Raw genomic sequence first — 26,185 nt, 5'->3', positions numbered from 1 at the left:
GCCCATTTCCCGGCGGAGCGGGGGCCAAATGACTTCCGCCGGGCGGGCGAAACGCATTTCGGCCGATACCGTCAGCCGTTCGGGGGAGAATGCCGCCATGGTTTTTTCTCTTTTGCGTTTGGGATTGCGTGACCATGGCTGCCCTGTGAACCTATAGACAGGTCAAGCGTCGCGGCAACTTTTTTCGCCGATGTGGGAAAACCCGATTTACCTTCGATGGGTTTTTGTCTATTGGCAAGCCATCGACCCCGTACATCAATCATACTTAAAGTGAGCTTTCCCATGCGAATTTCCGAACGTCTGGCAAGGATCAAGCCGTCCGCCACATTGGCAGTGAACACCAAGGCTCAGGAGCTCCAGGCCCAGGGGCGCGAGATCATCAGCCTGGCCGTGGGGCAGCCTGATTTCCGTACGCCGGCCCACGTCTGCGAGGCGGCCAAGGCGGCTTTGGACGAAGGCTTCACCCGGTACACGGCGGTGCCCGGCATTCCCGAACTGCGCGAGGCCGTGGCCGGGTATTACGGCCGGTTCTACGGCGCCCGGGCCGAAGCGGCCAACACCATCGTCAGCAACGGCGGCAAGCAGGTCCTGTACAACCTGCTCATGGCCCTGGTGAACCCCGGCGACGAGGTGATCATCCCGGCCCCCTACTGGGTCAGCTATCCGGCCATGGTTCAATTGGCCGACGGTGTGTCCGTGTTCGCGCCGACCACGGCCGAAGACGGCTACCTGGTCACCCTGGAAGGGCTGGAGGCCGTCCGCACGGACAGGACCCGGGTGCTCATCCTCAACTCGCCGTCCAATCCCACGGGCTGCTGCTACACCCAGGCCCAACTGGAGGCCATCGCCGAGTGGGCGCGCAAGAACGGCATCTTCATCATTTCCGACGAGGTCTACGACCGGCTGGTCTACGCTCCGTTCGAACCCGTCTCCCTGGCCAAGACCTGGGAGGCGTATCCCGAGACCATCGCCATCGTGGGCGCGCTGTCCAAGTCGTTCTGCATGACCGGCTGGCGCGTGGGCCAGGCCCTGGCCCACGAGGACCTGATCAAGGCCATGACCAAGATTCAGGGCCAGTCCACGTCCAACATCAACTCCATTACCCAGCGCGCGGCCCTGGCCGCCCTGACCGGTCCGTGGGAGGTGGTGGACGAGATGAAGAAGTCCTTTGTCCGCCGCCGCGACATGGCCTACGAGATCATCACCGGCTGGGGGGCGCCCTGCCCCAAGCCCGACGGAGCGTTTTATCTCTTCCCGGTGCTGGACAAGTTCTACACCGAGGAGATGCCGGACTCGGCGGCCATGTGTACCCGGATTCTCGAAAAGGTGGGCGTGGCCCTGGTGCCCGGCTCGGCCTTCGGCGACGACAAGTGCATCCGCTTCTCCTACGCCGTGGACGACGAAGTCCTGAAGTCGGCTCTGGACAAGGTCGGCTCGGTTCTGTTGGGCAAATAGCCCGGTCCGCTTCCGGGAATCGGAAACGAATCTGCAAGGCCGTCCCTCGGGGCGGCCTTTTTTGCGCGGAGCGGACAGCCCGGTGCAGGCGCGGACAAGGCCCGTTGCCCAGCATCCGGGGCGGCTTCGGCCGTCGGCCTAGATTTCCAGGCCCTGTTTTTTGTATTCGTTGAGCTTGTTGCGCAGGGTGCGCACGGAGATGCCCAGGAGTTCGGCGGCCCGGGTGCGGTTGCCGGTGGTCTCCTCCAGGCTTTTGAGGATGAGCCGTTTTTCCATCTCGTGCAGCGGCATGACCGACATGGCCTCGTCCGGCGTGGCGGGCGGCGCGGTCTCGCAGGCGGCCTGTTGATCGGCGTCGATGGCCGACAGGTCGTCCGGGGTCCATTGCTCGTCGCCCATGAGGAAATGGCGCGGCCGGATGGGACCCGCGCCCGCCAGGAGCACGGCTCGTTCCATGAGGTTTTGCAGCTCACGCACGTTGCCCGGCCAGTCGTAGTTCATGAGCCATTTCCTGGCTTCATCGGTGAAGGCGAGGCCGCCCAGGCCATAGGCCGCAGTGAATTTTTTGGTGAAGAATTCGGCCAGCAGGAGTACGTCGTCGCCCCGGTCCTTGAGGGCGGGCAGGGCCAGCGGGATGACGTTCAGCCGGTAATAGAGATCCTGGCGGAATTTGCCTTCCTTGACCGTTTCCTCGATGCGTCGGTTGGTGGTGGCCAGGACGCGCACATCCACCTTGACCGTGTCCACGCCGCCCACTCTGTCGAACTCGGACTCCTGCAACACGCGCAGCAGCTTGGCCTGGAGCCCCAGGTCCATCTCGGTGATCTCGTCGAGCAGAATGGTTCCGCCGTCGGCCAGTTCGAACTTGCCGAGCTTGCGGTTGATGGCCCCGGTGAACGCGCCCTTTTCGTGGCCGAACAACTCGCTTTCCAGGAGGTGTTCGGGCAGGGCCGCGCAGTTGATGGCGACGAACGGCTTGTCCGCGCGGTCGGAGTTGTGGTGCAGATAGCGGGCGAACATCTCCTTGCCGGTGCCGGACTCGCCGGAGATGAGTACCGTGGCCTTGGATCCGGCCACCTGCTTGGCCAGGGCCAGCACGCGCAGGACGGCGATGTGGCGGCCGATGATCTGGAACCGGCCTTTGGGCGAGCCGTTGCCGGACGGCCTGTGCTCGGCCTTGGGCGGGCAGGGCGCGGTCGCGGGTTCCGGTTCGGGCTCGGGGGCGTCGGGGGGCAGGATGAGTTTGATCTTTTCCCAAACCAGGGGTTCGATCCAGTAGTCGCGCGCCCCGAGTTCGAGAAATTCCGTGGCCTGCTCGGCGCTGCCGGAGGCCGCGAAGACGACCACCGGCGGGAACTCGTCGATCCCGTCCGCCTTCTCCAGGAGCGCCCTGGCGTCGAATCCCTGCAGCTTCGGGCGGCAGAAGACCAGGCAGGGGTTGGACTTTCGGATGAATCCCAGGGCACCGTTGAGGTTGTCGGCCAGTCCGGCCTGCAACCCGGCCTTTTGCAAGGTCGGGAAGATGGCGGTCACGGATTGTGGTTCCGCTATGAAAAGGACTGTTTTTGCCGACATGGTCATTCCTATTATCGGCAAGTTGGAAAGTTTACAAGAGGTTCGCGTGGTTGTCCCCAAACCGGGCTTGGGGGGGGCCGCCAGACACGCCCTGGCCGCTGTCCGCGCCCGCTCTTCCTTTCTTGCCCCGGTCCCGCCCATCTGCTACTTCTCGGGGGCTTGAGCGCAAACGAGATAAGAGAACGATGAGCATATCCATACCTGTCCTTTGCTATCACAACGTGTCCGACGTGAACGGGCATACGCCCGAAATGTTTCGCGAGCATCTCGACGCCATGCTCGACGCGGGCTGGCGGACCATCTCGGCCCGTGATCTGTTGGCCGTGACGCGCGGCGAGATGCGCCCCCCGAAGCGGTCCCTGGTCCTGACCTTCGACGACGGCCATGTATCCAACTGGATCACCGTGGTCCCCGAGCTTGAGAAGCGGGGCATGACCGGGACGTTTTTCGCCCTCACGGACTTTACCTTGCCGGGTGTCGTCCGTGACGCGAAGACGGCGCCCACGATGCTGCGCATGCGGGAGGCCTTCCTAACCGCCTTCCGGGACGGCGATCTTTCGCAGTTCCTCAACGAGGCCGAGATTGGGGCCATGCTCGGCAAGGGCATGGAGGTCTTCGCGCACGGCTGCCGCCACCAGGCCGCGTACCGGAGCCTGGAGCCGGACGGACGGCTCGGGGACGGGATAACGCACTGGGGCGGCTGGGCCATTTACCCCGGCTATAATGACGAATGGCCGACCTTCAGCCCGGGCAGCGCCTATGTCTATGACGGATTCTGGCCGAGGTTCGACGGGACCGGCGGGCCGCGTTTCGTCAAGCGCTCCGAGGAGGAACGCCGCCAGTTCTGCCGCCGGGATCTGCGCAAGAGCCTGGAGCGCATCCGTGAACTGAACGGCTGGGACGAGCAGCTTTTTTGCTGGCCGTGGGGACAGTTCGACCCGGTTTCCGAGTCCGAGTTGAAGGCGGCCGGGTACGTCGGGGCCTTCACTTTGGAGCGCGGGCCCAACGCCCGGGGCACGGATCCATTCCGGCTCAACCGTCTGGGGGTGGCCGCCCACAAGGACGGCCGTTGGGTCCAAAACCGGTTGCGCATGTACTCGGGCACCGTGTCGGCGCGCATCTTTTTCAAGAAATTCCGCAAGAAGCCGGAAGTCGATTCCGTGCTCTATGCCACGGACTCCACCAAGCTGTCCGGGGGCAGCCGCCAGATGGTCAACAACATCGAGGCCATGGCAGGCATGGGCGTGAAGGTCTATGCCCTGGTGACCCCGGATTCGGCCATCAATGGGGCCCTTGACGGGCTGGACGTGGAGGTCATTCGCTTCGACGGTTTCCAACAATACGCCAAGGCCGGGAAGTTCCTCAAGGAACTGGTCCGGGACAAATCCATCGACGTGGTCCACACCTTCCACAACCGGGCGTACAAGATGGGCGTGCTGGCACGGCTCCTGGGCGCGAAGTTCAAGCTGTTCATCAACCGGGGCGTCATATCCCGGCCCAATGCCGTATTTTTCCTGTGGACCGCGTTGTCCGACGGGGTCATCGCCAATTCGGCCCGTTGCGCCGAGATCCTGCGTCGCCATTGGGTGCGCGGCAAGCTCCTGAACGTGGTCTACAACGCCTACGCCGGGCCGGATTTTGGCGAGCCCAAGCCGCGCAAGAAGCGTGGCACGCGGTATGTCTATGTGGGCAACGGAGCGGCCATCAAGGGCTTCGACGTCTTCCTGAAGGCCGCCGACCGTCTTTGCGAGGAGGGCGCGCGCGACCTGGAGTTCGTGGGCGTGGGCGTGACCGACGTCCAGCTCCGGGGATTCGCGGACGTGCTTACCCCGCGGGTCGCGGAGCGCTACCGCAATACGGGCAAGCTCGGTCATGGCGAAGTCCTGGACGAATTGCGCTTCGCCGATGTTCAGGTGATCTCCTCGCGCATGGAGAGCCTGCCCAATTCGCTGCTGGAAGGGTTCGATCTCGGCCTGCCCGCCGTGTGCACATCGGTGGGCGGCATCCCCGAGGTGGTCCGTGACGGGGTCAACGGTTTTCTCTGCGCCTCCGAGGATGCGGACTGCCTGGCCGAAAAGATGCGCCTGCTGGCCGAGGACCCGCTCAAACGCTACACCATGGGGCTGGCGGGCCGCCGGGTGGTGCGCACGCTGCTTACGCCCGAGGCCAAGGGACGCAACCTTATGCGCATCTATATGGGCGAGCGCCTGTACGAGCCTCTGGCCGTGGAGGAAGCGGCCGTGCCCGGGCCCGCCGACATCGAGGAGCATCCTTATGAGCACGAGGCGCACTGATTCATCGACCGCCTTCTGGCGCGGCCTGCCCGACGACCTCAAGGCGCTGTTGCGCCTGGGATTCGTGGGCAAGTCCCATCTGCTCGACGTGGCCGGGCACTGCCTGCGTACCGGTCGGGCCGAACTGGCTCCCGTGGCCCGCGACGCCTTGTGCGTCCTGGCCGGGGAGCATCCCCTGGATGGCGGACTGGCCGCCGAGATCCTCGGTTCGGCGCCCGCCGCCGCGCTCCTCACCCCGGAAGCGGTGGCCCGGCTGCGCGTCCTGTCCGCCCATTGGCGCCGTCCCGCCGACGCCACACCGTTTCTCGGGCTGCTGGGGGCCCGCGACTTTGTCCGAACCCGTAATTTCCTGGAAAAGGCCGTGGCCGGCGAACCCGGCAACCTGTTCTGGCGCGAGCAGGCCGTGACCGTCGGCTCGGTGGATAATGACCCGGATTTCGTCTTCCGCTGCCTGGAAGCCGCTGCCCCCGAGGCCGTCCGGCCATCCCTCGACGCCGCCTCGGCCCGCGTTCGGACCCTTTTTTCCCGGCCCGAGCCGTCGCCCGAGGCGCTTCTGGCGGCCGCCCGCCGGACTCCGTGGAACGCCAACCTGATCCTGCGCGCCTTCGACGCCCTCGACGGCGTGGCCTCCTTGCGCGTGCGCCTGCCCGGGCGCGTCGCCGTGCTGCTCTATTCCTGGAACAAGGCGGAGGAGCTCGACGCCACCCTGGCTTCCCTGCTCGACGCCGATCTGGCCGGAGCCGACGTCTTTGTCCTGAACAACGGCTCCACGGACGGCACCGCCGAGGTCCTGGCCCGCCGGGAGAGGGCATTCGTAGACCGGCTCGGCACAGGGCGCCTGACCGTCGTTTCTCTGCCCGTGAACGTGGGCGCGGCGGCCGCGCGCAATTGGCTGTTCCACCTGGACGCGGTCCGGGCGTACGAGTTTGTCTGCTACCTGGACGACGATGTGGCCCTGCCGCCGGACTGGCTGGAACGGCTCGGCGCGGCGGTTGCGCGCTATCCCGAGGCGGGCGTGTGGGGCTGCAAGGTGGTGGATCACGCCAACCCCCTGTGCATCCAGAGCGCTGACAGCCATTTGGTCATGGCCCCCGAGGCCCGCGTTGATCTGACCCGGTTGGACCCCAATCCCTTCAGTCTGAGCGGCCTGCATGTCCAGACCTTGGACGCCGGGGACTTCGACTTCCTGCGCCCCGGTGCCTCGGTCACGGGGTGCTGCCATCTTTTCCGCACGCGGACGCTCCTCGATTCCGGGGATTTCGCCCTTCATCTCTCCCCATCCCAATATGACGACATGGAGCACGATTTGCGCCTGTGCGAGGCGGGCCGTTTCCCGGTTTGCCAGGGACACCTGGCCGTGCGCCACCGGAAGCGCACCGGCGCGGCCTCCCTGGTCTCGGCCCCGGAACTCGGCAACGCCTTGGGGAACAAGTACAAGATGCAGGTCATGCACTCCCGCGCCGACATCGCCGCCTCCCTGGCGGCCGAACAGGCCCTGCTCGAGGCCGACCTTCTCGCAAAGCTCGAATTTCTGGACACCCTGTAGGGACGCGGTGGACAATAAAAAAACGGCGCGCCATGCCCGAGCATGGCGCGCCGTTTCGTCGCGTGCGGATTCGCCTTCTATTCGTAGAGCTTGTCGAGCTCTTCGTAGACGTAGCGCATGTGCATCATCTTGGGGGAGCCGCCCATGGCCACGGCCAGGAGTCCGGCATCGATGATTTCGTCCTTGGTGGCCCCGCAGGTTACCGCGTTCTGCACGTGGAGCGAAATACACATGTCGCATTGGGTCAGGATGGAACAGGCGATCAGGATCAGGGACTGGTATTTGTCCTCGATGGCGCTGCCTTTCTTGATGGCGGCGGTGAACCCCTGGTACGCCTTGAAGACGTTCCGGCGGTTCTTGTTCATTTGACGGAAAAGTTCGGTTGCTTTCTCAGCAGGTTCCGGCATCGCTATGTCTCCTTGGTAAGTAGAGTCCGGTCCAGGAGACGTTCTCCTGGACCGGGCCTATGAGAGGGAGAGAGTCCCGATTGGGTTGCCCTTGGGGTACATTCAAAAAAACGACCTGTAAAGTGGAAAAAGAGAGAAAAAAATTTCACTTCTGAAGAATTCCATTGCTGTTTTTGACAAATGAGCAACCTATTCCGCGCGTTACCGCAGGCCCGTGGCGGGCAAGACCGCGCCCATGGAGCAATAACGGGATGCGTGGGGCGAGGCCCTTCGGGCACAACGTCGGTTACTCTTCCCTGCCGTGGATCAGGGCGTACAGCGCGCCCTTCTTGTCAAGAAGCTCCTGATACTCGCCTTGTTCCACGATGCGGCCCGCCTTGAGGACCACCACCTTGTCGTAGTAGGGCAGCATGTCCAGCCGGTGGATGACCGCCAGGACCGTGGACTTGCCCTTCCAGTTGGAGGTCAGGATATTCTGCACCCGGGCCTGGGATTTATTGTCCAGGGCGGCCGTGGCCTCGTCCAGGATGAGCACGGGCGGCGCCTTGAGGAAGGTTCGGGCCAGGGCCACCTTCTGGCGCTGGCCACCGGACAGCCGGTCGCCCATGGACCCCACCTGGAAGTTGAGGCCCATCTCGACCACGGGTTCCAGGGCCCCCTGCATGATCAGCGCCTGCATGATCCGGTGGTTGATCTCCTCCTCGGCTCCCTGGGCATCGGTGCGCACGCGGCCGAACAGGATGTTGTCCTGGATGTTCAGGGCATCGATGTACTTGTCGTGGGTGAAGAAGGTGAATGCTCCGGGGTAGCGTTCGGTGACCAGGGTCATGAAATCCTCGCGGGAGCGGACCACGCGGTTGACGAAGCCCTTGTCCAGGGGGACCCCCTTGTGGATGCCCGGGGTGTAGCCCAGGGCCAGCTTGAGGATCAGCCCCTTTTCCTCCTCGGACAGGGGTTCGCCCGAATCCAGCCGGTTGGCCACCTTCAGGTAGTCGCCGTACTCGGCCTCGGGGATGGGGCTGGTCTGGAAGGCCTCGTGATCGGGCTCCGGGCCGAGTTCGTCCGTGATCACCCTGGCCAGGGTTTCGCCCATTACGGTCAGGTGGGCCATCAGCCCGTGTCTCTCAAGAAATTCCAAAAATTCCCAGTGAATGTGCAGGTGCTCCTGGTCGAAAGGCTCGGCGTTGGACGCGCCGAAGGCGATGTTTTCGGCCACGGTCATGTACCGGGAATAGGAGTCGGTGTCGAAGATCTCGATGTGCTCGGCCACGTCCGCGTACATGCCCGCCTCGCCTTCCTGGAACTCCTTGCGCGAGGCCAGGATGGCCTCCTTGAGGGCTTCGCTGTCCATTTCGGGGGCCAGGCGGGAGCGCAGGGCGAAGGCCAGCACGTCGGTGAATAGCCCCACCTGTTGGGTTATCTTGATCAGGTCGTCCAGGCTCGGCTCGTCGCCGCCCGGACAGTGCCCGCCCTGCATGGCCAGGGAGCGGCAGGAGTAGAGCAGGTTCTCCTTGACCGAGCCGTCGAAGATGAACGGGTGCTGGGCGACCATGCCGAGGTTGTAGGAGATGTCCTGCTTGGTCAGTTCCGAAACTTCGCGGCCGCCGAGCAGAACCGAGCCGCCCGTGTATTTGTAGAGCTGGGCCACGCACAGGGCCAGGGTGGATTTGCCCGAGCCGGAAAAGCCGACCAGGGCCACGTGCTCGCCGCCCTTGACCGACAGGGATACGTTGTCCAGGAGCCGGACGTTGCCGCCGATCACGAAGGACAGGTTGCGGATCTCCACGTCGTTGTCCAGGTGGTAGGGGTCGCGTCCTTCGGTGACCTGCTTGAACTCGGGCGCGTGGTCGAAAGCGCGCATGATCTGCTGATAGCGGACCGAGCTGTCCTGGTAGACCTGCCAGAACTCCATGAGCTCCTTCCACGGATCGTAGAGCTTCTCGTAGGCCGACAGGAAGGCCACGATGGCGCCCACGTCGAAGCGGCCCTGGATGGCATACCAGCCGCCGATGAGGAAGAGGACGAACGGGCCCAGGCTCATGAAAAAGTTGTTCACGAACTTGATGGCGAACTTGATTCCGTTCTGGAGCACCGTGTCCCTGTAAAGCTTGTTCAGGACTCTGGAAAAGCGTTGTTTCTCCAGTGGAATGGAGGCATTGGAGTGGACCTCGTGCACGCCGGAGACCGCCTCGCCCACCAGCCCGGAAAGGGCCTGGGTATGTTTGATGCGGCGGCGGTTGGCCCGGCGGAAATACTTCTGGATGCGCGGCAGGACGAAGAGCTCCACCGGGTAGATGGAGATGGAGATCACCCCGATGGTCGGGTTCAGGTTGATCATGTATCCGGCCATGGCCAGGAAGGTCAGGATGTTCACCGCGGGCACGGCCACGGCCTGGCCGATGAAGCTGGCTACCGGGATGAACTCGGTGATCAGGTAGGAGATGACGTTGCCGGGCGAGGTGCGGCGATAGAATTGCACGGGCAGGGACAGAAGGTGTTCGTAGAGCCGTTCGCGGATGGTCTTCAGCGCCCGCTCCCCGATATGGACCTGCATCAGATTGATGGCGAACTTGAGCACTCCGGCCAGGGTCACGGACCCGATGTACAGGGCGCAGTAGCGCCACAGGGCCGGGACGTCCTTCATGCCGATGGCCTGGTTGATGATCCGCTTCTGCATTTCCAGCGGGAACACGCGCATGGCCACGGTGATCACGATGATGCCCACCACGGCCAACTGCAACGGGATGCTCTTGTACAACACCCAGGAATAAAGGGAGGTTTTGGTGATGCGTTTTTGGTCGTTGGGGTGAGGCATGGCCCATCCGTTTTTGGGGTTCGCAATAGCTTGGGTATAAACGCTCCGGTTGGCTTTTCCAAGCATTATAATGGAAATGGGGGCCCGGGCGGTGGACATTCTCCCCGCATCTGTGCTCAAACTGCAAGCGGGACGCAACGGCGGCGAAGCAGTCCGGAAAACGTATGAAGATATCCCTTCGAGTCAAATTCTTCGTGGTCCTCCTGGCCTTCAGCCTGGGGCCTATCGCCATTTCGCGTACGCTCATGAGCCAGGCCTCCCAGGACGTCCTGAAGAAAACCGGGGACCAGACCCGGCAAGAACTGCTGGGCATCATGTCCGACGAGTTCAAATATACGGCCTCCTCGCTGCTCACCCTGCTGGAGCGGAGTTCCGAGGTCATGCGTCTGGCGGTCATCGGCGTGGCCCGCGAGGTGGACGGCACTTTGTCCGTGAGCCCGGCCGGGGACGATTCACCGCTCTTTTTGGCCAACGACTTCGGCGACCCGGACCTGACGCCGCCCGATGCGGCCCGGCGCCAGGGGTATGCCCGACGGACCATGGGCCAAGGTCAGCAATTCATCCAGGTCAGCTTCGACCACCCCACCTTTCATCTGCCGCAGACGGTCGACGAGCGGGCCGTGGAGCCCGAGATGCGCCGTTTGCTCAAGGCCGCGCCCGCTATCCGGACCATCTTCCAAAATCTGCCCCCGGCCCCGTTCTGGATCAACGTGGCCATGGAGTCAGGCGTGATGATGACCTACCCGGGACACGGCCGGTTGCCCGCCATGTACGACGCCAGGACGCAGGAGTGGTACGCCGGGGCCCGCGGGTCGCACAAGTGCGAGTGGTTTCACAGAGTGGACCCGGCCTCCCGGTACATTGTCAATACGGTGGCCTATCCCTTGCGCGACGCGACCGGGCGCTTCCTCGGGGCCGTGTCCATCGATATCCCGGCCCACGCCATGATGCCGGACCACCAGCTTGAAGCCCGCTGGGGGGGCAAGGTGCGCACCTTCCTGGTGGAGCGTCTCGCCGAGGGACTGCCCACGGACAAGGGGTTGCCCATCCTGGTCCAGATGGAGCCCAACGAGCAGGGCCGCCGCCACTGGATGAGCGCTGTGGAGCAGGAATGGCTGACCTTTGACGAGCCCGTGGGCTACGCAATCCTGCTGCATGCCATGGACACCCGCGACTCGGGCGTGGTGGATGTCACCTTTCGGGGCAAACCCTCGCTGTGCGCCTTCGCTTCCGCCGAGTCCTTTTCATTTTTGGTCATCGCGCCCAAGGCCGTGGTGGCCAAGCTGCCCAACGAAGTGAACGCCACCCTGCAAGGGCTGTTCGACGAAGTGCGCGCCCTGTCCTCGGTGATCTCCGGCGTCATGCTGCTCATCACCGGGCTCATCGCCTGGTTTGGCTCGCGGGCCATCACCAGGCCTATCTTCGCCATCGTCGAAGTGGCGCGGAAGCTGACACGGGGCGACTTCGGCGCGCGCATTGACCACTACACCGGGGACGAGCGCGACGACCTGATCAACTCCATCAACGAGATGGGGCCCCAGCTCAAGGAACTCATGCATCTCAACCGGATCATGGAAGTGGCCCAGGAGGTCCAGCGGCTGCTGCTGCCCGGTGCGGAACCGGAGTTGGACGGGTTCGACATCTCGGGCGGCATTCTCTACTGCGACAAGACCGGCGGCGACTACTACGATTTTCTCAAGGTCTGCCCGGGCCATGAGCCGCCGTGCCTGGCCGTGGTCCTCGGTGACGTGTCCGGCCACGGCGTGCCCTCGGCCCTGGTCATGGCCACGGCGAGGGGGCAACTGCACACCCTGACGGACATCGAGATGAGTCCGCACCAGCGGGTGGGGACCATCAACCGGGTGCTCAGCCGCGACCTGGACGGCACCGGCCGGTTCCTGACCCTGTTCTACCTCCAGCTCACGGCGGGCTCGAATCGGGTGCGCTGGGTCCGGGCCGGACATGACCCGGCCATTCGCTACAACCCGGCCACGGACGAATTCGGCGAGCTGCACGGCGAGGGCCTCCCGTTGGGCGTGATTGAGGACTACACCTATGAGACCAACGAGACTTCTCTCGAAGAGGGCGAGGTCCTGGTCATGGCCACGGACGGGGTTTGGGAAGCCCGGAGCGCGACCGGCCAGATGTTCGGCAAGCAGAGAATGCTTGCCATCATCAGGGAGAACGCCCATAAAAGAGCCGAGGATATTCGTCTGGCCATGATGGCCGCGGTGAAATCCTTTCAGGGCAACGGCCAGGAGGACGACATCGCCGTCGTCGTGGTCAAGAAGGGAGCAAGCGGCAAGCCCATGGCGCGGCATTCCATATCCTTCCGCATGACCAACAAGGAAAATTGCTTCAAGTGCTTCCAGCCCAAGGTGGAGGCCTTCGGGATGGAACATGGTCTGCACCCCAAGATTATCTTTCACCTGACCCTGGTCCTGGACGAATTGATCACCAACATCATTTCTTACGGATACGCCGACTTCGACGAGCACCCCATCGACGCGACCATCGCCCTTGAAGGCGATCAACTGACCATCCGGGTGGAGGACGACGCCGAGCCCTTCAACATCCTGGAGGCCCCGCCTCCCGAACTGGATATACCCCTGGAAGATCGCACCAAGCCCGTGGGCGGCCTGGGCATCCACCTGGTCAAGAACATGGTGCACGGCATCCAATACAAACGGGAAAACGGCAAGAACGTCCTGACGCTGCGCAAGGGCATGGACATCAGCAAGACCCATTGCCCGATGCAGGGCTAGGGCTTTTGGAGGGAGAGCATGGCATTGAATCAGATCGAAGAGGGTGGAGTGGTCATCCTCGCCGTGGACGGCAATCTCGACGGCGAGGGAACCCAGACCCTGGAGGACACGGTCGTGGGTTTGCTGGAGGACGGCACCACCAAGCTGCTGTTCGACTTTTCCGGCTTGGACTACATCAACAGTTCGGGCCTGCGCGTCCTGGTTTTGGCCTATCAGCGGCTCAAGAAGAACTCGGGCACGGTGGCCATCTGCGGCGTGAAGGACTACATCCAGGAGGTCTTCGAGGTCTCCGGCTACGACAAGATCTTTCCCCTCTACCCCACCCGCACCGAGGCTTTGGGCGCGGTGTAGCGGTTTTCGAGAGCGGGCCATCCGCATATTTCTCCCGGGATGCTTTCATCGCAGCCTAGCCGCCTGCGTGAGGATGAGAGCCCCTCTGGAGGAGATGCGCGGCTGCCCCATTCTCGAAAGCTCCGGGGAGTGCAGGCGCGGCGGGGGAGCCGCCCGTTCCAGATAGGAAGAAAGGTTTTTTGCGGCCCTGCCGGGATTCGGCGGGGCCTTTTTTCGTGGGGGGAACCACCTGACGTTCACCGGGGAGCGGCGGTTACTTCTCCGCGTTTTTTCCTTCCCCGCTCCCGGTTGCCGGAGAGGCTTCCTCCCGTTCCCTGTCGAGCAGGGCCTGCTTCCGTTCCACCCCCCATCGGTATCCGGCCAGTTCGCCGGATTTGCGCAGGACGCGATGGCAGGGGACGGCCACAGCCAGGGGGTTGGCGGCGCAGGCCGCAGCCACGGCCCGGGCACCCTTGGGTTGGCCCAGGGCGCGGGCCACGTCGGCATAGGTGCGGGTCTCGCCCGCCGGGATGCGGGCCAATTCCCGCCAGACGCGCTGTTGGAAGGCGGTGCCCAGAATGTCCAACGGCAGGTCCAATCCCTGGCCGGGACAGCCGATGAAGTCGGCCACCTCAGCCAGAAGCGGGGTCAGCTCGGTCCGGGCGTCGCGCAGTTCGGCCTCGGGAAAACGGTCGCGCAGGGCTTGGACCAGGGCTTCGGCGGTCTCGCCGAACTCGATGGCGCAGACGCCCCGGTCGGTGACCCCGGCCAGGATCGGGCCGAGGAAGGATTCGGCCACGGCATGGCGGATGACCAGGCCACGGCCGCCCTTGCGGTAGACGGACGGGGACATGCCCAAGGTCCGCTCGGCGCGCTCATAGAAGCGGCTGGCCGAGCCGAAGCCCGCCTCAAAAATGGCCTCGGTCACGGACAGACCTCGGGTCAGGGCGGCGCGTACGCGATCATCGCGCAGGGCCAGGGCGTACTCCTTGGGAGAGACCCCCGCGCGGGCCTTGAACAGGCGTTGGAAGTGGGCGGGACTTAAACCCGCGTTTCGGGCCAGGTCGCCCAGGGAGGGCGGCTCGCCGCCTTCGTCGAGGGTCCGTTCCATGGCCCGGCAGGCCTGGACCACGCGGTCGGAGTCGATGTCGCGGTGGACGGGGTCGTCAGGGCGGCAGCGTTTGCAGGGGCGATATCCGGCGGTCTCGGCCTGGGACGGGGTGTCGAAAAATTCGATGTTTTCGGGACGGGGCGTCCGTGACGGGCAGCCGGGACGGCAGTAGACGCCGGTGGTGCGCACGGCGTAGCGGAAGGCGTCGGCGGCCTCGCGGTCGCGTTGGAGCACGGCCCGTAAACGGGCGTCGCGGTCGGTGTAACGGGTCATGATTGCCTCCGGGACGGCCGGAGACGCCCGTCGATGAGCAGGGCGGCCCCGGACACGATGAGTATGCCGAAAAAAAGGCAAGGGGTGAAGGGGGCGCCCGGGAAGACAATACCCAGGGCTGTGGCGCTGAACGGAATGAACAGCGTGACTAGGCTGGCGTTGGTCGCTTCGCTACCGAGGATCGGGAACTGTGGCTGGCTACGCAAGTGGGGCCGGACGGCCCGATGCAACGCGGCGGTCAGGGCGGCCAGGCCGCGCAGGGCTATGGCGTTCAGAGAGAACGACCCGCCCCAGATGGCGGAGAGGGTTGGGAGCAGGGCCCGGTCACCGGGGTGCATTGGGCTGATGGCTGTCTCGGTACGCATGGGGTCTTGAATACCCCAGGCCCGTACACCTAACCATCCGTTTCTTGCGTTGCAATCGGAAACCGCCCCGCCCGCCAACAGAAAACCCGCCCGTCCGGAAGGGACGGGCGGGTCTGTATGGCTGGTGAGGCGGGCCGTTAGAAGCTGTAGCCGAGCGCGGCGCGCATCTCCGCAGGAATGACGGCGTCCTGTCCGGGCTCAAGAGCCTGCCAGGGGGCACCGGCCTGCTTGCGGGAGGCCTTCACTTCTTCAAGGTCGAACCCGTAGCGGGGCACATCAAACTGCTGGCCGGGGTAGATCAGGTCGGGATTCTTGATCTTGTCGCGGTTGGCCTTGTAGATCAAGGGCCACATGAAGGGATCGTTGTACACATGCTTGTACTCGGAAATCCACCACAGGCACTCGCCCTTGGTCACAGTGTGGGTCACGGGCAGGGCATCGTATTCGGCCTTGTACACGGCCATGGGATCAACCACGGGCGCGGGTGCGGGCTGCTCGACGACGACTTCCGTTTCTTCGACCACAACCACTTCGGGTTCGGTCTGAACTTTTTTGGAACAGCCCCAGGCGAACACGACGCACAGGGCAATTGCCAGTAAAAACAGCTTTTTCATTCACGGCCTCCTCATATGAATCACGGTTCACATTTCCCGGCGAAAGACCGGGTCATGTAGTTGTTCTATCGGACCAATTATCAATAATTTTCTTTTCTTGCAACACCATTTTGCTGGTCGGATTCTCCCGGACGGCTTCATCCACGGCCTGGGCCGCTTCCTCCACCCATCCGCCCAGCCGCAGGGACTGGCTGGCCAGGATGTACATGCGTTCGGGCTCGTCCCCGTAGATGGCGGCGATCAGGCCGTCGTATTCGTCGGCGAACACGGATCGGACCAGTTCGTTCTGCGAGAAGATGTAGCGGGCGAGCAGCATGTTGTCGCTGTAGCGGTGCAGGTAGTAGGGCAGCAACTGGCGGCCTTTGGCGATGATGAACCGGATGCGGTCGATCTCGCGGCGCATGGACTCCTCGGTCTGGTTGAGGACCTGGAAGAGCTGTTGGGTGACGTCCTTTTCCGAGGTGTTCAGGTCGCCTTCGTAAAGACGGTGGAACCAGGGCGCGTAATTCTGTTTCTGGTAGGCGTCCTCCTTGAGCTTCAGGGTCTCGTGGAAGATGTAGCCCAGGGCCCAGTCCAGGAACTGCCCGCCCAACTGGGCGTGGGGGTCGTTGCGGAAAACGTGGTGGGCCGTGTCCTTCATGCGCCAGAGCAGTCCCTTGTTCATCTCGTCGCCGACCAGGTCCTTGAGGACGTCGAATTCCACCGTGCCGTCCTCGTCGAAGCGGATGAACTGCCGTTCCAACTGGTCGCACGCCTGGCAGAAGAATTTGAACAGGTCCCGGACGAATTCCGAGTGCTTGGCCTGTATCCATGCTTTGGACATGTTATGTATCTCTCCTGGTTGCGGACTTAGGCGGGGAAGATGACGTCCACCCGGGCGCCGCCCTCTTCGGCGTTGCTCAGGGCCATTTCCGCGCCGTGGCTCTCGAAGATGGTCGAGACCAGGGCCAGCCCCAGGCCGGTCCCGGTGTCCTTGGTGGTGAAGAACGGGTCGCGCACCCGCTCCAGGTGCTCGGGGGCGAAGCCCGGGCCGGAATCGACCAGGGTTACGTGCAGCCCCTCTTCGCCCCTGGCCGCGCTGATGGACAGTTCGCCCGGGCCGTTCATGGCCTGGAGCGCGTTGGCCACCAGGTTGTAGAAGGCGCGGTAGAGCAGGTCCTTGTCGCCCCGGGTCGTCATGTCGCCGTCGTAATCGCGGTCCACGGTCACGCCGAGTTTCTCGCACTCGGGCTCCATGAAGACCACCACCTGTTCGAGGATGGACTTGACGTCCACGTCGTGCAGGGTCGGTTTCTTGGGTCGGGCGTAGTCCAGAAATTCCGTGACCGTGCGCGACAGCCGTTTGGCCTCCTCGTGCAGGGCTTCGAGGATGCGCACGTGCGAACTGTTTTCCTTTCTGGCTTTCTTGAGGATCAGTTCGGAGCTGGAGCAGATGATCCCCAGCGGATTGCGGATTTCGTGGGCCACGCCCGCGACCATGCGGCCCATGCCCGCCAGCTTCTCCTGTTGTTGCAGCTCGAAGATGAGCCGCTCCTGTTCGCGCAATTGCTTGTTGCTCAGCCGCTCGGCCCGGCGCAGCACGGTCAGGACCAGGAAGAAGAGAACCAGCGAGGTGATCAGGGAGAAGGCGATGATCAAGCGCTCGAAGTTGAGGGTGGCCAGGTAGTCGGCGGTGATGTCCTGCTGGAATTCCAGGATGCCCATGATCGGGTTGGACTCGATGTCGGTCAGGCTGCGCTCGACCCGCAGGGGGTAGTAGGCGCGCAGGACCATGGAGCCGGGATCGAGGCTGACCCGGAACAGGGAGGCAATCTTGGAGACCTTGGACAGGATTTCCGCGCTGAAGTCCTCGGTGTCCCAGGTCTTCCTGACCATGTAGTCGGCATTGCCGTCGCTGCCGATCTCGTCCTTGTTCAGGGAATAGGTAATGTTCCCCTCGTGGTCGTAGATGCGCAGGGATGAGACGTGGAAGCTGTGGATGGTCGAGCGGACCACCTTGTCCATGGCGTTGGCCTGGTCCTCATTGCGCAGCCGGATGGCCCCGAACTTCAGCACCGTGGGGATGACGAAGCGGGTGAACAGTTGGTGGCTGACGTTTTCGGCCAGGAGCAGGGCGAAGGCCTCCTGCTTTTCGAGCAGGGTCTGCTCCGCATATTTGGAGATGAAGAGCGACAACAGCAGACTGAAGCTCAGAATGATGACCAGCAGCGACCAGGAGATGACCCGGACGAACTGGAGCGGGCTGCCGCTTTCCTCTCGATTATTCAGCAATGGCTCAGAACTCCCGTATGTCTCGTTCGGCGTTCAGGAAGGCGTTCAGGTCCGCCTTTTCCTCCGCCAGTCCGTCGGCGTCCATGCGCGCCTTGGCCAGCCGTTTGCCCAGCTCCACGGCGGGCTGGTCCAGGGGGTTGATGCCCATGAGCCAGCCGGTCAGGATGGTGGCCGCGCCGAGCATCCCGATGAGCTTGCCCGCCTGCCGGGGGCCGTCCTCTCCCACCTGGATTTCCACCAGGGGCACGCCGTTTTTCGACAGGGCCATGCGTGTGCCCAGTCCCTCGGCCCGGATCAATTCCCCGAAGGGTTTGCCCCGAACGTAGGCGAACTGGTCGGGCAGATCCGCCGGAAAGCTCGGCCCGTCGGGCAGGGCCGGGCAGGTCAGGAAGAGGCACGCCTTGTTGCGCACGCCGTCCATGAACATCTGGTTGACCGAGTGCTGGTCGGTCACGCCCACGGCGGGCACGGGCTGGCTGCCTCGGCCTTCCTTGCCCAGGGACTCGGCCCACAACTGGGCGAACCAGTCCCCGAAGCTGGCCCACAAGGGGATATAGGCGAAAAAGATCATCTCCGTAAAGCCCTTGTCCATGAGGGCCGCGCCCCAGGCGGCCAGGCGGAAGGCCTGGGTCCGGGCCAGGGTTGCGCCGGTCAGGGACGGGGCGGCCAGGACGTCGGCCACCTCGCGCGCCCCGGCCATGAGGGCGTCGATGTCCATGCCCAGAAACAGGGCCGGGATCAGGCCCACGGCCGAGAGCACGGAGTAGCGCCCGCCGAGATTGTCGGGCACGGGCAGGGCCGTGATGCCGTAGGTATCGGCCTCGCCGCGCAAAAAGCCTTTTTCCGCGTCGGTGACCAGGAGCATGTTGTCGGCCCACTTGTCGCCGAGCCGTTCCTTCATCCATTCCTTGACGATGAAATACTGGCCCACGGTCTCGATGGTCCCGCCGGACTTGGACACCGTGACCACCACGGTCTTTTCGGGCGGCAGCTTGTCCATGTAGGCGGCCAGGGCGTAGGCGTCCACGTTGTCCGCGATCCACAGGCTCCGGCCCCGGTGGCCGGGCCGGTCCTGCTCGGGGTAAAAGGCTTTTTGCAGGGCGCGCGCGCCCAGGGCCGAACCTCCGATGCCGAGCAGGAGCATGTGCTCGAATCCGCCGAGGCGCTCCTTGAGGCCGGCCAACTGCTGTTTCAGCTCCGTCGCGTAGGGCATGGTCAGGAAGGGCAGCCTGCCCGCGCCGGTTTCCTCGCGCAGCCGCGCGGCCATGTCGTCGGCTCTGTCCGCATAGGTCGCCGTGTCCAATCGGTCCAGGTCCGCGTTGGTCCAATCGAGAATGTCGGTCATGTCTTCCTCCGGATTGAGGTCGGTGTTCGTCGCGCCGGGGCGCGGTGCGCTTGCGTCCGTTGGCCGCGCCTCGGGCGGCGCGGTCGGGGTGAGCGTATCACTGTTTTGGTGAAAATGTCATGGGTCCGCTATCGCCTGCCGAAGAGCAGCCGTTGCAGGTCGGCCAGGGTCGGGGCCGTGCCCGAGTGGCAGACCGGGCCGTGGCCCAGCCGTCCGGCCTGCTTGAGGCGCACGTCGTGGGCGGCCACGGGGCGCACCTGCCCGTTCAGGTCGATTTCGCCCCAGAAGACCGAGGCTTCGGGCAACGGCTGATCGTAGAAGGAGGACATGAGCGCGGCCACCACGGCCAGGTCCAGTCCGGGGTCGCGCGAGGCCAGCCCGCCGGAGATCTTGGCGTAGATGTCGTGTCCGCTCAGGTTCAGCCGGAGCCGCTTTTCGAGCACGGCCAGGAGCAGGTTCAGTCGGTTGGTGTCGAAGCCCAGCGCCGTGCGCCGGGGGATGGTCAGGAAGGATTTGGAGACCAGGGCCTGGACCTCCACGGCAAAGGGCCGCTGTCCGTCCACGGCCAACGCCATGGCCGTACCCGACAGGGACGGGTCCCGCGCACCCAGGAAAAAGGTCGCCGGGTCCTCGACCACTTCGAGGCCCTGTTCCTTCATGGTGAAGACGACCAGCTCGTCGCTCGGCCCGAACCGGTTCTTGAGCACGCGCAGGATGCGCGAGAAATGCTTGCGGTCGCCCTCCAGGTACAGGACCGTATCAACCATATGCTCCAGGAGCTTGGGCCCGGCTATCTGGCCGTCCTTGGTCACGTGGCCCACCAGGATGAGGGTGGTCCCGGTCTTCTTGGTCTTCTCCACCAGTTCGCTCGACACGGCGCGCACCTGGCCCACCGAACCCGGGATGCCCTCGGCGAGGGGCGAGGCCAGGGTCTGGACCGAGTCCACGATGAGCAGTTCCGGCGGGTTGATCCCTTCGAGGATGGCCAGCCCGTCCTCGACCTTGTTGGTGGCCATGGCCAGCAGGCCCGGTCCGAGCAGGCCCAGGCGTTCCGCCCTGGCCTTGAGCTGGGGCAGGGATTCCTCGCCGGACAGGTAGACCGCCGTGTGTCCCAGCCGAGCTTGGCTGCCCGCCAGTTGCAGCAGCAGGGTGGATTTGCCGATGCCCGGCTCACCGCCGAGCAGGATGGCCGCGCCCGGCACCAGCCCTTCCCCGAGCAGGTGGTCCAGGGAAGGCAGTCCGGACGAACGGGCCCCGAGGTGCTCGCTTTCCAGGTCCTCCAGGACCTGGGGCGCGGATTGGGCCGCGGCAGCGCCCACCGGGCGCGAATCCTTTTTGGTCACGGTCACGGCTTCCAGCGTGTTCCATTCCTTGCACGACGGGCATTGCCCCTGCCAGCGGGGCGCCTGCGCGCCGCAGGCGGCGCAACGGTAAGTTTCTTTGGTTTTCATGGTCTTGAGTATCCCGTCATTTGTCATCAAAAGTCCAGCGCCGCGCACCGGACGGCCGATAAATTAATCCGTTGACGGCGACCGTGCCGGGCAGTAACTCCACCGGGCGGCGGATCAATACATATGAAAGACAGACGACAATCCTTTCTGGCCGGGATGCGCGACAGCATCCCCATCCTTTTGGGTATGGTTCCCTTCGGGCTCATCTGCGGCGCGGTCAGCGCGGGCGTGGGCATGCCCCTGTGGGGCGCCCTGGGCTTCACCTGGGCCATCAACGCCGGGGCCAGTCAACTGGCGGCTCTTCAGCTTATGACTCACCACGCCTCCCTGGCCGTGGTCGTGCTCACCGGGCTGATCATCAACCTGCGCTTTTTCATGTACTCGGCGTCCATCGCCCCGCACCTCAGAACCGCCCCCCTGCCCATGCGGGCGGTGTGCGGCTTCATGCTTTCCGACCAGGCCTACGCCCTGGGCATTGCCCGCTTCACCCGGCCGGACGGCGGCAGCGTGGACAAGCCGTTCTACTTCTTCGGCGTGGCCGTGGTCGTGTGGGGATCCTACTCCATCGGCGCGGTGCTCGGAGCGTCCGTGGGCGCGTTCATTCCACCCGCCTGGGACCTGGGCTTCGCCGTGCCCCTGACCTTCATCGCCGTGGTCGTGCCCGCCATCCAGGACCGGCCTACGGCCCTGGCCGCTCTGGCCGCCGGAGCCGTGGCCTATTTCGCCGACGGGCTGCCCTACAACCTCGGGCTCATGGCCGGGGCCGTGACCGGCATCCTGCTCGGCTATCTGGCCGAACGGAGGCTGACCCGTGCCTGATGCCGTGAACTGGTGGCTGGTGGGCGTCCTGCTCGGGCTGGGCACCTTCGTCATCCGATTCTCCTTTATCCTCGTCGTGGACCGGGTGACCTTTCCCGAGGCCGTGGTGCGCATGCTCCGGTTCATTCCGGCTTCGGTTCTACCCGCCATCATCGTGCCCACCGTTCTTCTGCACGGCACGGCCGGGGCCCCCGTCGGCCTGGCTCGGCCCGTGGCCGCCGCCGTCGCCGTGCTGGTGGCCTGGAAAACGCGCAGCATCCTGTGGACCCTTCTCGGGGGGATGGGCACGCTCTGGCTCCTGCGGGCCGTGCTGTAGATTCCGTTTGCGGCGGACCATGCGCGTTCCCTTGAACGACGAAAGGGGCGCAATGCGCCCCTTTTTTTCATCCCGGGCCTTTGGCCGCCTACAACAGAAACTTGCCGGTCACGCTGTCCGGGTTGGCGATGATCTCCTCGGGCGTGCCCGAAGCCACGATCCGGCCGCCGTGCTCCCCGCCGCCGGGGCCGAGGTCGATGACGTGGTCCGAGGCCATGATGACGTCGGTGTTGTGCTCGATGACGATGACCGTGGCGTTCTTGTCCACGAGTTGGTGGAGCACGCGGATGAGCTTGCCGACCTCGTGCATGTGCAGGCCGGTAGTGGGTTCGTCCAGGATGTAGAGCGCGCCGGGCAGGCTGCGCTTGCCGAGTTCTCGGGATATTTTGATGCGCTGGGCCTCGCCGCCGGACAGGGTGGTGGCGGGCTGGCCGAGGCGCAGGTATTCCAGGCCCACGTCGGCCAGGACGTCGAGCTTGCGCATGAGGGCGGGATGGTTGGCGAAGAACTCGCGGGCCTGGCGCACGGTCATGTTCAGCACTTCGGCGATGTTCTTGCCCCGGTATTCGACCTCCAGGGTCTGGGCGTTGTAGCGCTTGCCCTTGCAGGTTTCGCAGGTGACGTAGACGTCGGGCAGGAAGTGCATCTCCACCCGGATCTGGCCGTCGCCCTTGCACGCTTCGCAACGGCCGCCCTTGACGTTGAACGAGAATCGGCCGGGCTGGTAGCCGCGTTTGCGCGACTCCTTGGCCCCGGCGAATATCTTGCGGACCTCGTCGAATATCTTGGTGTAGGTGGCCGGGTTGGAACGCGGGGTACGGCCGATGGGCGACTGGTCGATGGAGATGACCTTCTCGATCTTGTCGATCCCCTGGATTCCGCCGATCTTGCCGGGGTCGCTGGCCTTCTGGCCCTGATGCAGGAGCAGGTGCTTGTACAGGGAGTCCATGACCAGGGACGACTTGCCCGAGCCGGACACGCCGGTCACGCAGGTCATGACCCCGAGCGGGATGTCCACGTCCAGATCCTTGAGGTTATTGGTCTGGACCCCCTTGAGGGAGATGTGGCCCGCGGGTTTGCGGCGCGTCTCGGGCGGGGCGATGAACAGGTCGCCGCGCAGGTACTTGCCGGTCAGGGAATCCGCCTTGAGCAGTTGATCCACCGGGCCCTGGAAGACGATCTCGCCGCCCAGCCAGCCCGAGGACGGGCCGATTTCGATGACGTGGTCCGCCTCGCGGATGGTCGGCTCGTCGTGCTCGACCACGAGCACTGTGTTGCCGCGCCGTTGCAGCGAGCGCAGGGTGTCGAGCAGCCGCTGATTGTCGCGCGGGTGCAGGCCGATGGAAGGTTCGTCCAGCACATAGGTCACGCCCACCAGGCCGGAACCGAGTTGGGAGGCCAGCCGGATGCGCTGGGCCTCGCCGCCGGACAGGGTGGCCATGTTCCGGCCAAGCGAGATGTAGTCCAGTCCCACGTTGACCATGAAACCGAGGCGGTGGGTCAACTCCTTGAGGAGCGGTTCGGAAATGAGCGTGTCGTGGCCGGAGAATTCGAGGCCCTGAAGCCATTCCAGGGCGCGTTGGATGGACATGGAGGTGAACTCGACCATGTTCTTGTCGGCCACGCGCACGGCCAGGGCTTCGGGCTTGAGACGAGCGCCGTTACAGGTCGGGCACGGCCTGGTCTGTTGGAACCGCGCGGTCCAGTGGTCCCAGACGCCCGCCTGCTCGCGGCCGTATTCGAGGATGGGGACCACGCCGGACCAGCCGGATTCGCGGTCACCATAGAAGAGCGCGGCCCAGGCCTCTTCGGAAAAGTCGGCCAGGGGCGTGTCCAGGGTGAACCCGTGGCGCGCGCCGAGCTTCTTGAGCTGGGGGCCGTACTGGCGCTGGCGGGTGGCGTTGTTCCAGGGGATGACGCCGCCCTCGTTGAGGGACAGCCCTTTGTTGGGCGCGATCAGATCGGGCTCGAAATATTCCACGGCCCCGATGCCGTTGCAAGTGGGGCAGGCCCCCTGGGGCGAGTTGAAGGAGAAAAGCTGCGGGGTCAGCCGGGGCATGGAGATCTTGCACGACGGGCAGGTGGACAGGGTGGACATGAAGGTGTCCCCGGCGTTGTCGCCGCCGACCACGGACACGATCATGCGCTCGTCGCCCTTTTCCAGGGCCAGCTCCACGGAGTCGGCCAGGCGCTTCTTGATGCCGTCCTTGAGCACAAGGCGGTCCACCACCAGGTCGATGGTGTGTTTCTTGTTCTTTTCCAGCTCCGGAACCTCGTCCAGGGAATGGAGTTCGCCGTCCACGCGCACGCGCACGAATCCGTCCTTCTTGAGCTTGGCGAAGAGGTCCTTTTGCGTGCCTTTCTGGTGCTCGACCAGCGGGGCCAGGAGCATGAACTTGGTGCCTTCCGCCATGTCCAGGACGGTCTCGACGATCTCGTCCGTGGTTTGGGCCTCGATGGGCTTGCCGCAGGACGGGCAGTAGAATTTGCCCAGCCGCGCGAAGAAGACGCGCAGGAAGTCGTAGACTTCGGTCACGGTGCCCACGGTGGAGCGCGGGTTGCGGGTGGCGGTCTGCTGCTCAAGCGAAATGGCCGGGGAGAGCCCCTCGACCTTGTCCACGTCCGGCTTGTCCATTTGGGGCAGGAACTGGCGGGCGTAGGCCGAAAGCGATTCGACGTAGCGTCGCTGTCCCTCGGCGTAGACGATGTCAAAGGCCAGGGTGGACTTGCCCGACCCGGACGGACCACAGATGACCACCAGCTTTTCGCGGGGAATGTCCAGGGTCAGGTCCTTGAGGTTGTGGTGCCGGGCGCCTTCTATATGTATGGATTTGGAGTCGGTGGTTTGCATCGGCAGAGAGTAACCATTCCTGAAGCCAAGGCAAGCGCAGAGATGTGACGAATCGGGGCCGGGCCGAGAGGCGGAATACCCCGGTTGGCGATGGCGCGTTTCCCCGCCATTGTGCCCATCATGACGGATGCGCGCAGGCAGTCTCCTCGGGCCCCTGGCGCGGCTGGCGGTCGCGGCCCATGGCTTTTGCGGCAGGCTTCTGGCGGGCCGCCGGAACGATCCGGGACTGGCCGCCACCCTTGCGGCCATCATGGCCGAGGAGGTCCATCACCCCGCGAGATTGAGATCTCCGACTCTCTGTCCCGACCTGCGGCCTTCCCCGGTTTGGCCCGGCCTTTACAGCCCGGGCGGCAGCGCGTATAGGCGCGAATAGAGACAATGCCAAACCCGTCGCGAGACGGGGACGGAAAGCCACGGGCCTCACGCAGGCGGCCGGGTTGCCGACGCGCTCATCGACATTCCGAGTCCTGCGCACCCCCGGCTCTCGGCAAGGAGAATGCATGGACACCCCACCCCCCGCCGGGAACGGCGCACATAACGGCAAGCGAGGCCGCGCCCGGGCCATGGTCAAGGTTTCGCCCTACATGGTCATCCCTTCCCGGGTGGGCGGCTTTTCCCTGTATCTCAAGCAAGGCGACCGACTGGTCCTGTACGCGGAAAAAGGCGAGCTGTTCACCGAGGAGCACAAACAGCGGCTGGGCTTGCTCGGCGTGGACCATCTCTATGTGCGGACCGAGGATTACGCGCTCTTTACCCGCTACCTGCAGGATAACATCCTGGAAATTCTGGACGACGAGTCTATTCCCGTAGGCGAGCGCGCCCGGGTGTGGAGCGACGCCACCACCTCCCTGGCCCGCGAGGCCTTCGACCGCTCCCTGCCCGCGCCCGTGGACAAGCGTCGCTTCCAGCGCATCCACAAGCTCATCACCGATTCATTGAGATTCCTGTCGCGCGAGGATGCCCTCAAGGAGTTGGCCCGGTTCATCCGCGAAGGCGAGGAACTCTTCCAGCACGGCGTGGGGGTCATGGTCCTGACCGTGACCACCCTGTGCTCGTTCATGAAGGAGGACTCGGACCTGATTGTGGCCGTGGGCATGGGGGCCCTCCTCCACGACATCGGGAAGTTGGAGCTGCCGCCCGAAATTTTCGCCAAGAAATTCGAAACGCTGAGCCGCGCGGACAAGGACCTGGTCAAGTCGCATCCCGCCCTGGGCGTGGGCGTGTGCTCGGCCTTGCCCCTGCCCCAGGAAACCCTGCAGTGCATCCTTTTCCACCATGAGCGCGAGGACGGCCTGGGGTATCCTTCGGGATCCACCGGGGCCATGCTGCCGTCCTACGTCAGGGCGCTCGCCCTGTGCAACGAGTACGACAATCTCACGCGCGGCCGCACGGAGCGGCGGTTGACCCCGTTCGAGGCCCTGGTGCGGATCAAGTCCATGCGCAGCGCCTTCGACATGGACATGCTCCGGCGGTTGATCGAGGTCCTGGCGAAGGCCGACCTGACCTCGTAGGCGGCGCCGCGGCGGTCGTCCGCCCGTTTCCCTCCCGCGCCACAACCCGAACGGCCCCGCGATGCGCAATG

At 64.5% G+C, this 26,185-nt stretch carries 20 protein-coding genes and 1 riboswitch; of the genes, 8 read left to right on the top strand and 12 right to left on the bottom strand.

Annotated features, from left to right (window positions below):
* Window positions 1-71 precede the first annotated feature (71 nt).
* Complete coding sequence (locus J0909_RS03960; RefSeq protein WP_207260682.1) at window positions 72-284, bottom strand: hypothetical protein; 213 nt, start codon at window positions 282-284, stop codon at window positions 72-74.
* On the opposite strand from J0909_RS03960, the gene J0909_RS03955 reads away from it, so the two are divergent.
* Entirely contained in the window at window positions 283-1,455 is a 1,173-nt protein-coding gene (locus tag J0909_RS03955; RefSeq protein ID WP_207260680.1) for a pyridoxal phosphate-dependent aminotransferase, read from the top strand. The genes J0909_RS03960 and J0909_RS03955 overlap by 2 nt on opposite strands.
* Before the next feature lie 138 nt (window positions 1,456-1,593).
* Here the strand turns inward: J0909_RS03955 and J0909_RS03950 are convergent, their stop codons facing one another.
* The gene (locus J0909_RS03950) at window positions 1,594-3,030 is read right to left on the bottom strand and encodes a sigma-54-dependent transcriptional regulator (RefSeq protein WP_207260678.1); all 1,437 of its coding nucleotides are present in this window, start codon (window positions 3,028-3,030) and stop codon (window positions 1,594-1,596) included.
* A gap of 185 nt (window positions 3,031-3,215) precedes the next feature.
* Between J0909_RS03950 and J0909_RS03945 the strand changes: the two genes are divergently transcribed.
* The gene (locus tag J0909_RS03945; RefSeq protein ID WP_207260675.1) at window positions 3,216-5,324 is read left to right on the top strand and encodes a glycosyltransferase; all 2,109 of its coding nucleotides are present in this window, start codon (window positions 3,216-3,218) and stop codon (window positions 5,322-5,324) included.
* A complete protein-coding gene (locus J0909_RS03940; protein WP_207260672.1) occupies window positions 5,305-6,870 on the top strand; it encodes a glycosyltransferase family 2 protein in 1,566 nt (521 codons plus the stop codon). Before J0909_RS03945 ends, J0909_RS03940 begins: the two co-directional genes overlap by 20 nt.
* Window positions 6,871-6,947: 77 nt before the next feature.
* Here J0909_RS03940 and J0909_RS03935 read toward each other — a convergent pair whose 3' ends face one another.
* Window positions 6,948-7,277 (bottom strand): carboxymuconolactone decarboxylase family protein, encoded by a 330-nt coding sequence (locus J0909_RS03935; protein WP_207260669.1) that lies wholly within the window; start codon window positions 7,275-7,277, stop codon window positions 6,948-6,950.
* A gap of 286 nt (window positions 7,278-7,563) precedes the next feature.
* Window positions 7,564-10,092 carry an ATP-binding cassette domain-containing protein gene (locus J0909_RS03930; protein WP_207260666.1) on the bottom strand — a complete coding sequence of 843 codons (2,529 nt, stop codon included), beginning with the start codon at window positions 10,090-10,092 and terminating at the stop codon, window positions 7,564-7,566.
* A 164-nt stretch (window positions 10,093-10,256) separates the two neighbouring features.
* On the opposite strand from J0909_RS03930, the gene J0909_RS03925 reads away from it, so the two are divergent.
* Together J0909_RS03925 and J0909_RS03920 are read left to right on the top strand one after the other, a co-directional pair.
* Window positions 10,257-12,857 carry a SpoIIE family protein phosphatase gene (locus tag J0909_RS03925; RefSeq protein ID WP_207260663.1) on the top strand — a complete coding sequence of 867 codons (2,601 nt, stop codon included), beginning with the start codon at window positions 10,257-10,259 and terminating at the stop codon, window positions 12,855-12,857.
* Between the two features lie 18 nt (window positions 12,858-12,875).
* Window positions 12,876-13,208, top strand: a complete 333-nt coding sequence (locus tag J0909_RS03920; protein WP_207260660.1) for an STAS domain-containing protein — start codon at window positions 12,876-12,878, stop codon at window positions 13,206-13,208.
* 253 nt (window positions 13,209-13,461) lie between these two features.
* Here J0909_RS03920 and ada read toward each other — a convergent pair whose 3' ends face one another.
* The 7 genes from ada to radA all read right to left on the bottom strand — a co-directional run bounded on the left by ada (window position 13,462) and on the right by radA (window position 20,617).
* Window positions 13,462-14,571 (bottom strand): bifunctional DNA-binding transcriptional regulator/O6-methylguanine-DNA methyltransferase Ada, encoded by a 1,110-nt coding sequence (gene ada, locus J0909_RS03915; RefSeq protein ID WP_207260658.1) that lies wholly within the window; start codon window positions 14,569-14,571, stop codon window positions 13,462-13,464.
* Window positions 14,568-14,936 carry a hypothetical protein gene (locus tag J0909_RS03910; RefSeq protein WP_207260656.1) on the bottom strand — a complete coding sequence of 123 codons (369 nt, stop codon included), beginning with the start codon at window positions 14,934-14,936 and terminating at the stop codon, window positions 14,568-14,570. Before J0909_RS03910 ends, ada begins: the two co-directional genes overlap by 4 nt.
* Window positions 14,937-15,073: 137 nt before the next feature.
* Window positions 15,074-15,550, bottom strand: coding sequence for a LysM peptidoglycan-binding domain-containing protein (locus tag J0909_RS03905; RefSeq protein ID WP_207260654.1), 477 nt, complete (start codon window positions 15,548-15,550; stop codon window positions 15,074-15,076).
* 52 nt (window positions 15,551-15,602) lie between these two features.
* A complete protein-coding gene (locus J0909_RS03900) occupies window positions 15,603-16,373 on the bottom strand; it encodes a hypothetical protein (protein WP_207260652.1) in 771 nt (256 codons plus the stop codon).
* Between the two features lie 26 nt (window positions 16,374-16,399).
* Complete coding sequence (locus tag J0909_RS03895; protein WP_207260651.1) at window positions 16,400-17,821, bottom strand: sensor histidine kinase; 1,422 nt, start codon at window positions 17,819-17,821, stop codon at window positions 16,400-16,402.
* Window positions 17,822-17,825: 4 nt separating this feature from the next.
* The gene (locus J0909_RS03890) at window positions 17,826-19,166 is read right to left on the bottom strand and encodes a phosphoglucose isomerase-related protein (protein ID WP_207260649.1); all 1,341 of its coding nucleotides are present in this window, start codon (window positions 19,164-19,166) and stop codon (window positions 17,826-17,828) included.
* A gap of 128 nt (window positions 19,167-19,294) precedes the next feature.
* Complete coding sequence (gene radA / locus J0909_RS03885; protein WP_207260647.1) at window positions 19,295-20,617, bottom strand: DNA repair protein RadA; 1,323 nt, start codon at window positions 20,615-20,617, stop codon at window positions 19,295-19,297.
* A 123-nt stretch (window positions 20,618-20,740) separates the two neighbouring features.
* Here radA and J0909_RS03880 point away from each other — a divergent pair, with 123 nt between their 5' ends.
* Complete coding sequence (locus tag J0909_RS03880) at window positions 20,741-21,436, top strand: AzlC family ABC transporter permease (protein ID WP_207260645.1); 696 nt, start codon at window positions 20,741-20,743, stop codon at window positions 21,434-21,436.
* Complete coding sequence (locus J0909_RS03875) at window positions 21,429-21,752, top strand: AzlD domain-containing protein (RefSeq protein WP_207260643.1); 324 nt, start codon at window positions 21,429-21,431, stop codon at window positions 21,750-21,752. The genes J0909_RS03880 and J0909_RS03875 overlap by 8 nt, the downstream gene beginning before the upstream one ends.
* 88 nt (window positions 21,753-21,840) lie before the next feature.
* On the opposite strand, the gene uvrA is transcribed toward J0909_RS03875, so the two are convergent.
* A complete protein-coding gene (gene uvrA / locus J0909_RS03870; protein WP_207260640.1) occupies window positions 21,841-24,603 on the bottom strand; it encodes an excinuclease ABC subunit UvrA in 2,763 nt (920 codons plus the stop codon).
* Window positions 24,604-24,973: 370 nt separating this feature from the next.
* Window positions 24,974-25,048: riboswitch (cyclic di-GMP riboswitch) on the top strand.
* Window positions 25,049-25,103: 55 nt separating this feature from the next.
* Between uvrA and J0909_RS03865 the strand changes: the two genes are divergently transcribed.
* Window positions 25,104-26,114 (top strand): HD-GYP domain-containing protein, encoded by a 1,011-nt coding sequence (locus J0909_RS03865; protein ID WP_207260637.1) that lies wholly within the window; start codon window positions 25,104-25,106, stop codon window positions 26,112-26,114.
* Window positions 26,115-26,185: the final 71 nt, after the last annotated feature.

This window comes from Desulfovibrio sp. Huiquan2017 (assembly GCF_017351175.1).
Classification (GTDB): Bacteria; Desulfobacterota; Desulfovibrionia; order Desulfovibrionales; family Desulfovibrionaceae; genus Pseudodesulfovibrio.
Note: the sequence above shows the minus strand (reverse complement) of the source record. Positions and strands in the feature narration are given on the sequence as shown.

Excerpts from the sequence above, each read along its gene's own strand:
- J0909_RS03960 (WP_207260682.1), bottom strand. The coding sequence starts at position 284 with ATGGGAAAGCTCACTTTAAGTATGATTGATGTACGGGGTCGATGGCTT.
- J0909_RS03950 (WP_207260678.1), bottom strand. The coding sequence starts at position 3,030 with ATGTCGGCAAAAACAGTCCTTTTCATAGCGGAACCACAATCCGTGACC.
- J0909_RS03900 (WP_207260652.1), bottom strand. The coding sequence starts at position 16,373 with ATGTCCAAAGCATGGATACAGGCCAAGCACTCGGAATTCGTCCGGGAC.
- uvrA (WP_207260640.1), bottom strand. The coding sequence starts at position 24,603 with ATGCAAACCACCGACTCCAAATCCATACATATAGAAGGCGCCCGGCAC.
- J0909_RS03865 (WP_207260637.1), top strand. The coding sequence starts at position 25,104 with ATGGACACCCCACCCCCCGCCGGGAACGGCGCACATAACGGCAAGCGA.
- J0909_RS03940 (WP_207260672.1), top strand. The coding sequence starts at position 5,305 with ATGAGCACGAGGCGCACTGATTCATCGACCGCCTTCTGGCGCGGCCTG.
- J0909_RS03910 (WP_207260656.1), bottom strand. The coding sequence starts at position 14,936 with ATGCGTACCGAGACAGCCATCAGCCCAATGCACCCCGGTGACCGGGCC.
- J0909_RS03920 (WP_207260660.1), top strand. The coding sequence starts at position 12,876 with ATGGCATTGAATCAGATCGAAGAGGGTGGAGTGGTCATCCTCGCCGTG.
- J0909_RS03935 (WP_207260669.1), bottom strand. The coding sequence starts at position 7,277 with ATGCCGGAACCTGCTGAGAAAGCAACCGAACTTTTCCGTCAAATGAAC.
- J0909_RS03955 (WP_207260680.1), top strand. The coding sequence starts at position 283 with ATGCGAATTTCCGAACGTCTGGCAAGGATCAAGCCGTCCGCCACATTG.
- J0909_RS03945 (WP_207260675.1), top strand. The coding sequence starts at position 3,216 with ATGAGCATATCCATACCTGTCCTTTGCTATCACAACGTGTCCGACGTG.
- J0909_RS03890 (WP_207260649.1), bottom strand. The coding sequence starts at position 19,166 with ATGACCGACATTCTCGATTGGACCAACGCGGACCTGGACCGATTGGAC.
- ada (WP_207260658.1), bottom strand. The coding sequence starts at position 14,571 with ATGACCCGTTACACCGACCGCGACGCCCGTTTACGGGCCGTGCTCCAA.
- J0909_RS03925 (WP_207260663.1), top strand. The coding sequence starts at position 10,257 with ATGAAGATATCCCTTCGAGTCAAATTCTTCGTGGTCCTCCTGGCCTTC.
- J0909_RS03880 (WP_207260645.1), top strand. The coding sequence starts at position 20,741 with ATGAAAGACAGACGACAATCCTTTCTGGCCGGGATGCGCGACAGCATC.
- J0909_RS03905 (WP_207260654.1), bottom strand. The coding sequence starts at position 15,550 with ATGAAAAAGCTGTTTTTACTGGCAATTGCCCTGTGCGTCGTGTTCGCC.
- J0909_RS03930 (WP_207260666.1), bottom strand. The coding sequence starts at position 10,092 with ATGCCTCACCCCAACGACCAAAAACGCATCACCAAAACCTCCCTTTAT.
- radA (WP_207260647.1), bottom strand. The coding sequence starts at position 20,617 with ATGAAAACCAAAGAAACTTACCGTTGCGCCGCCTGCGGCGCGCAGGCG.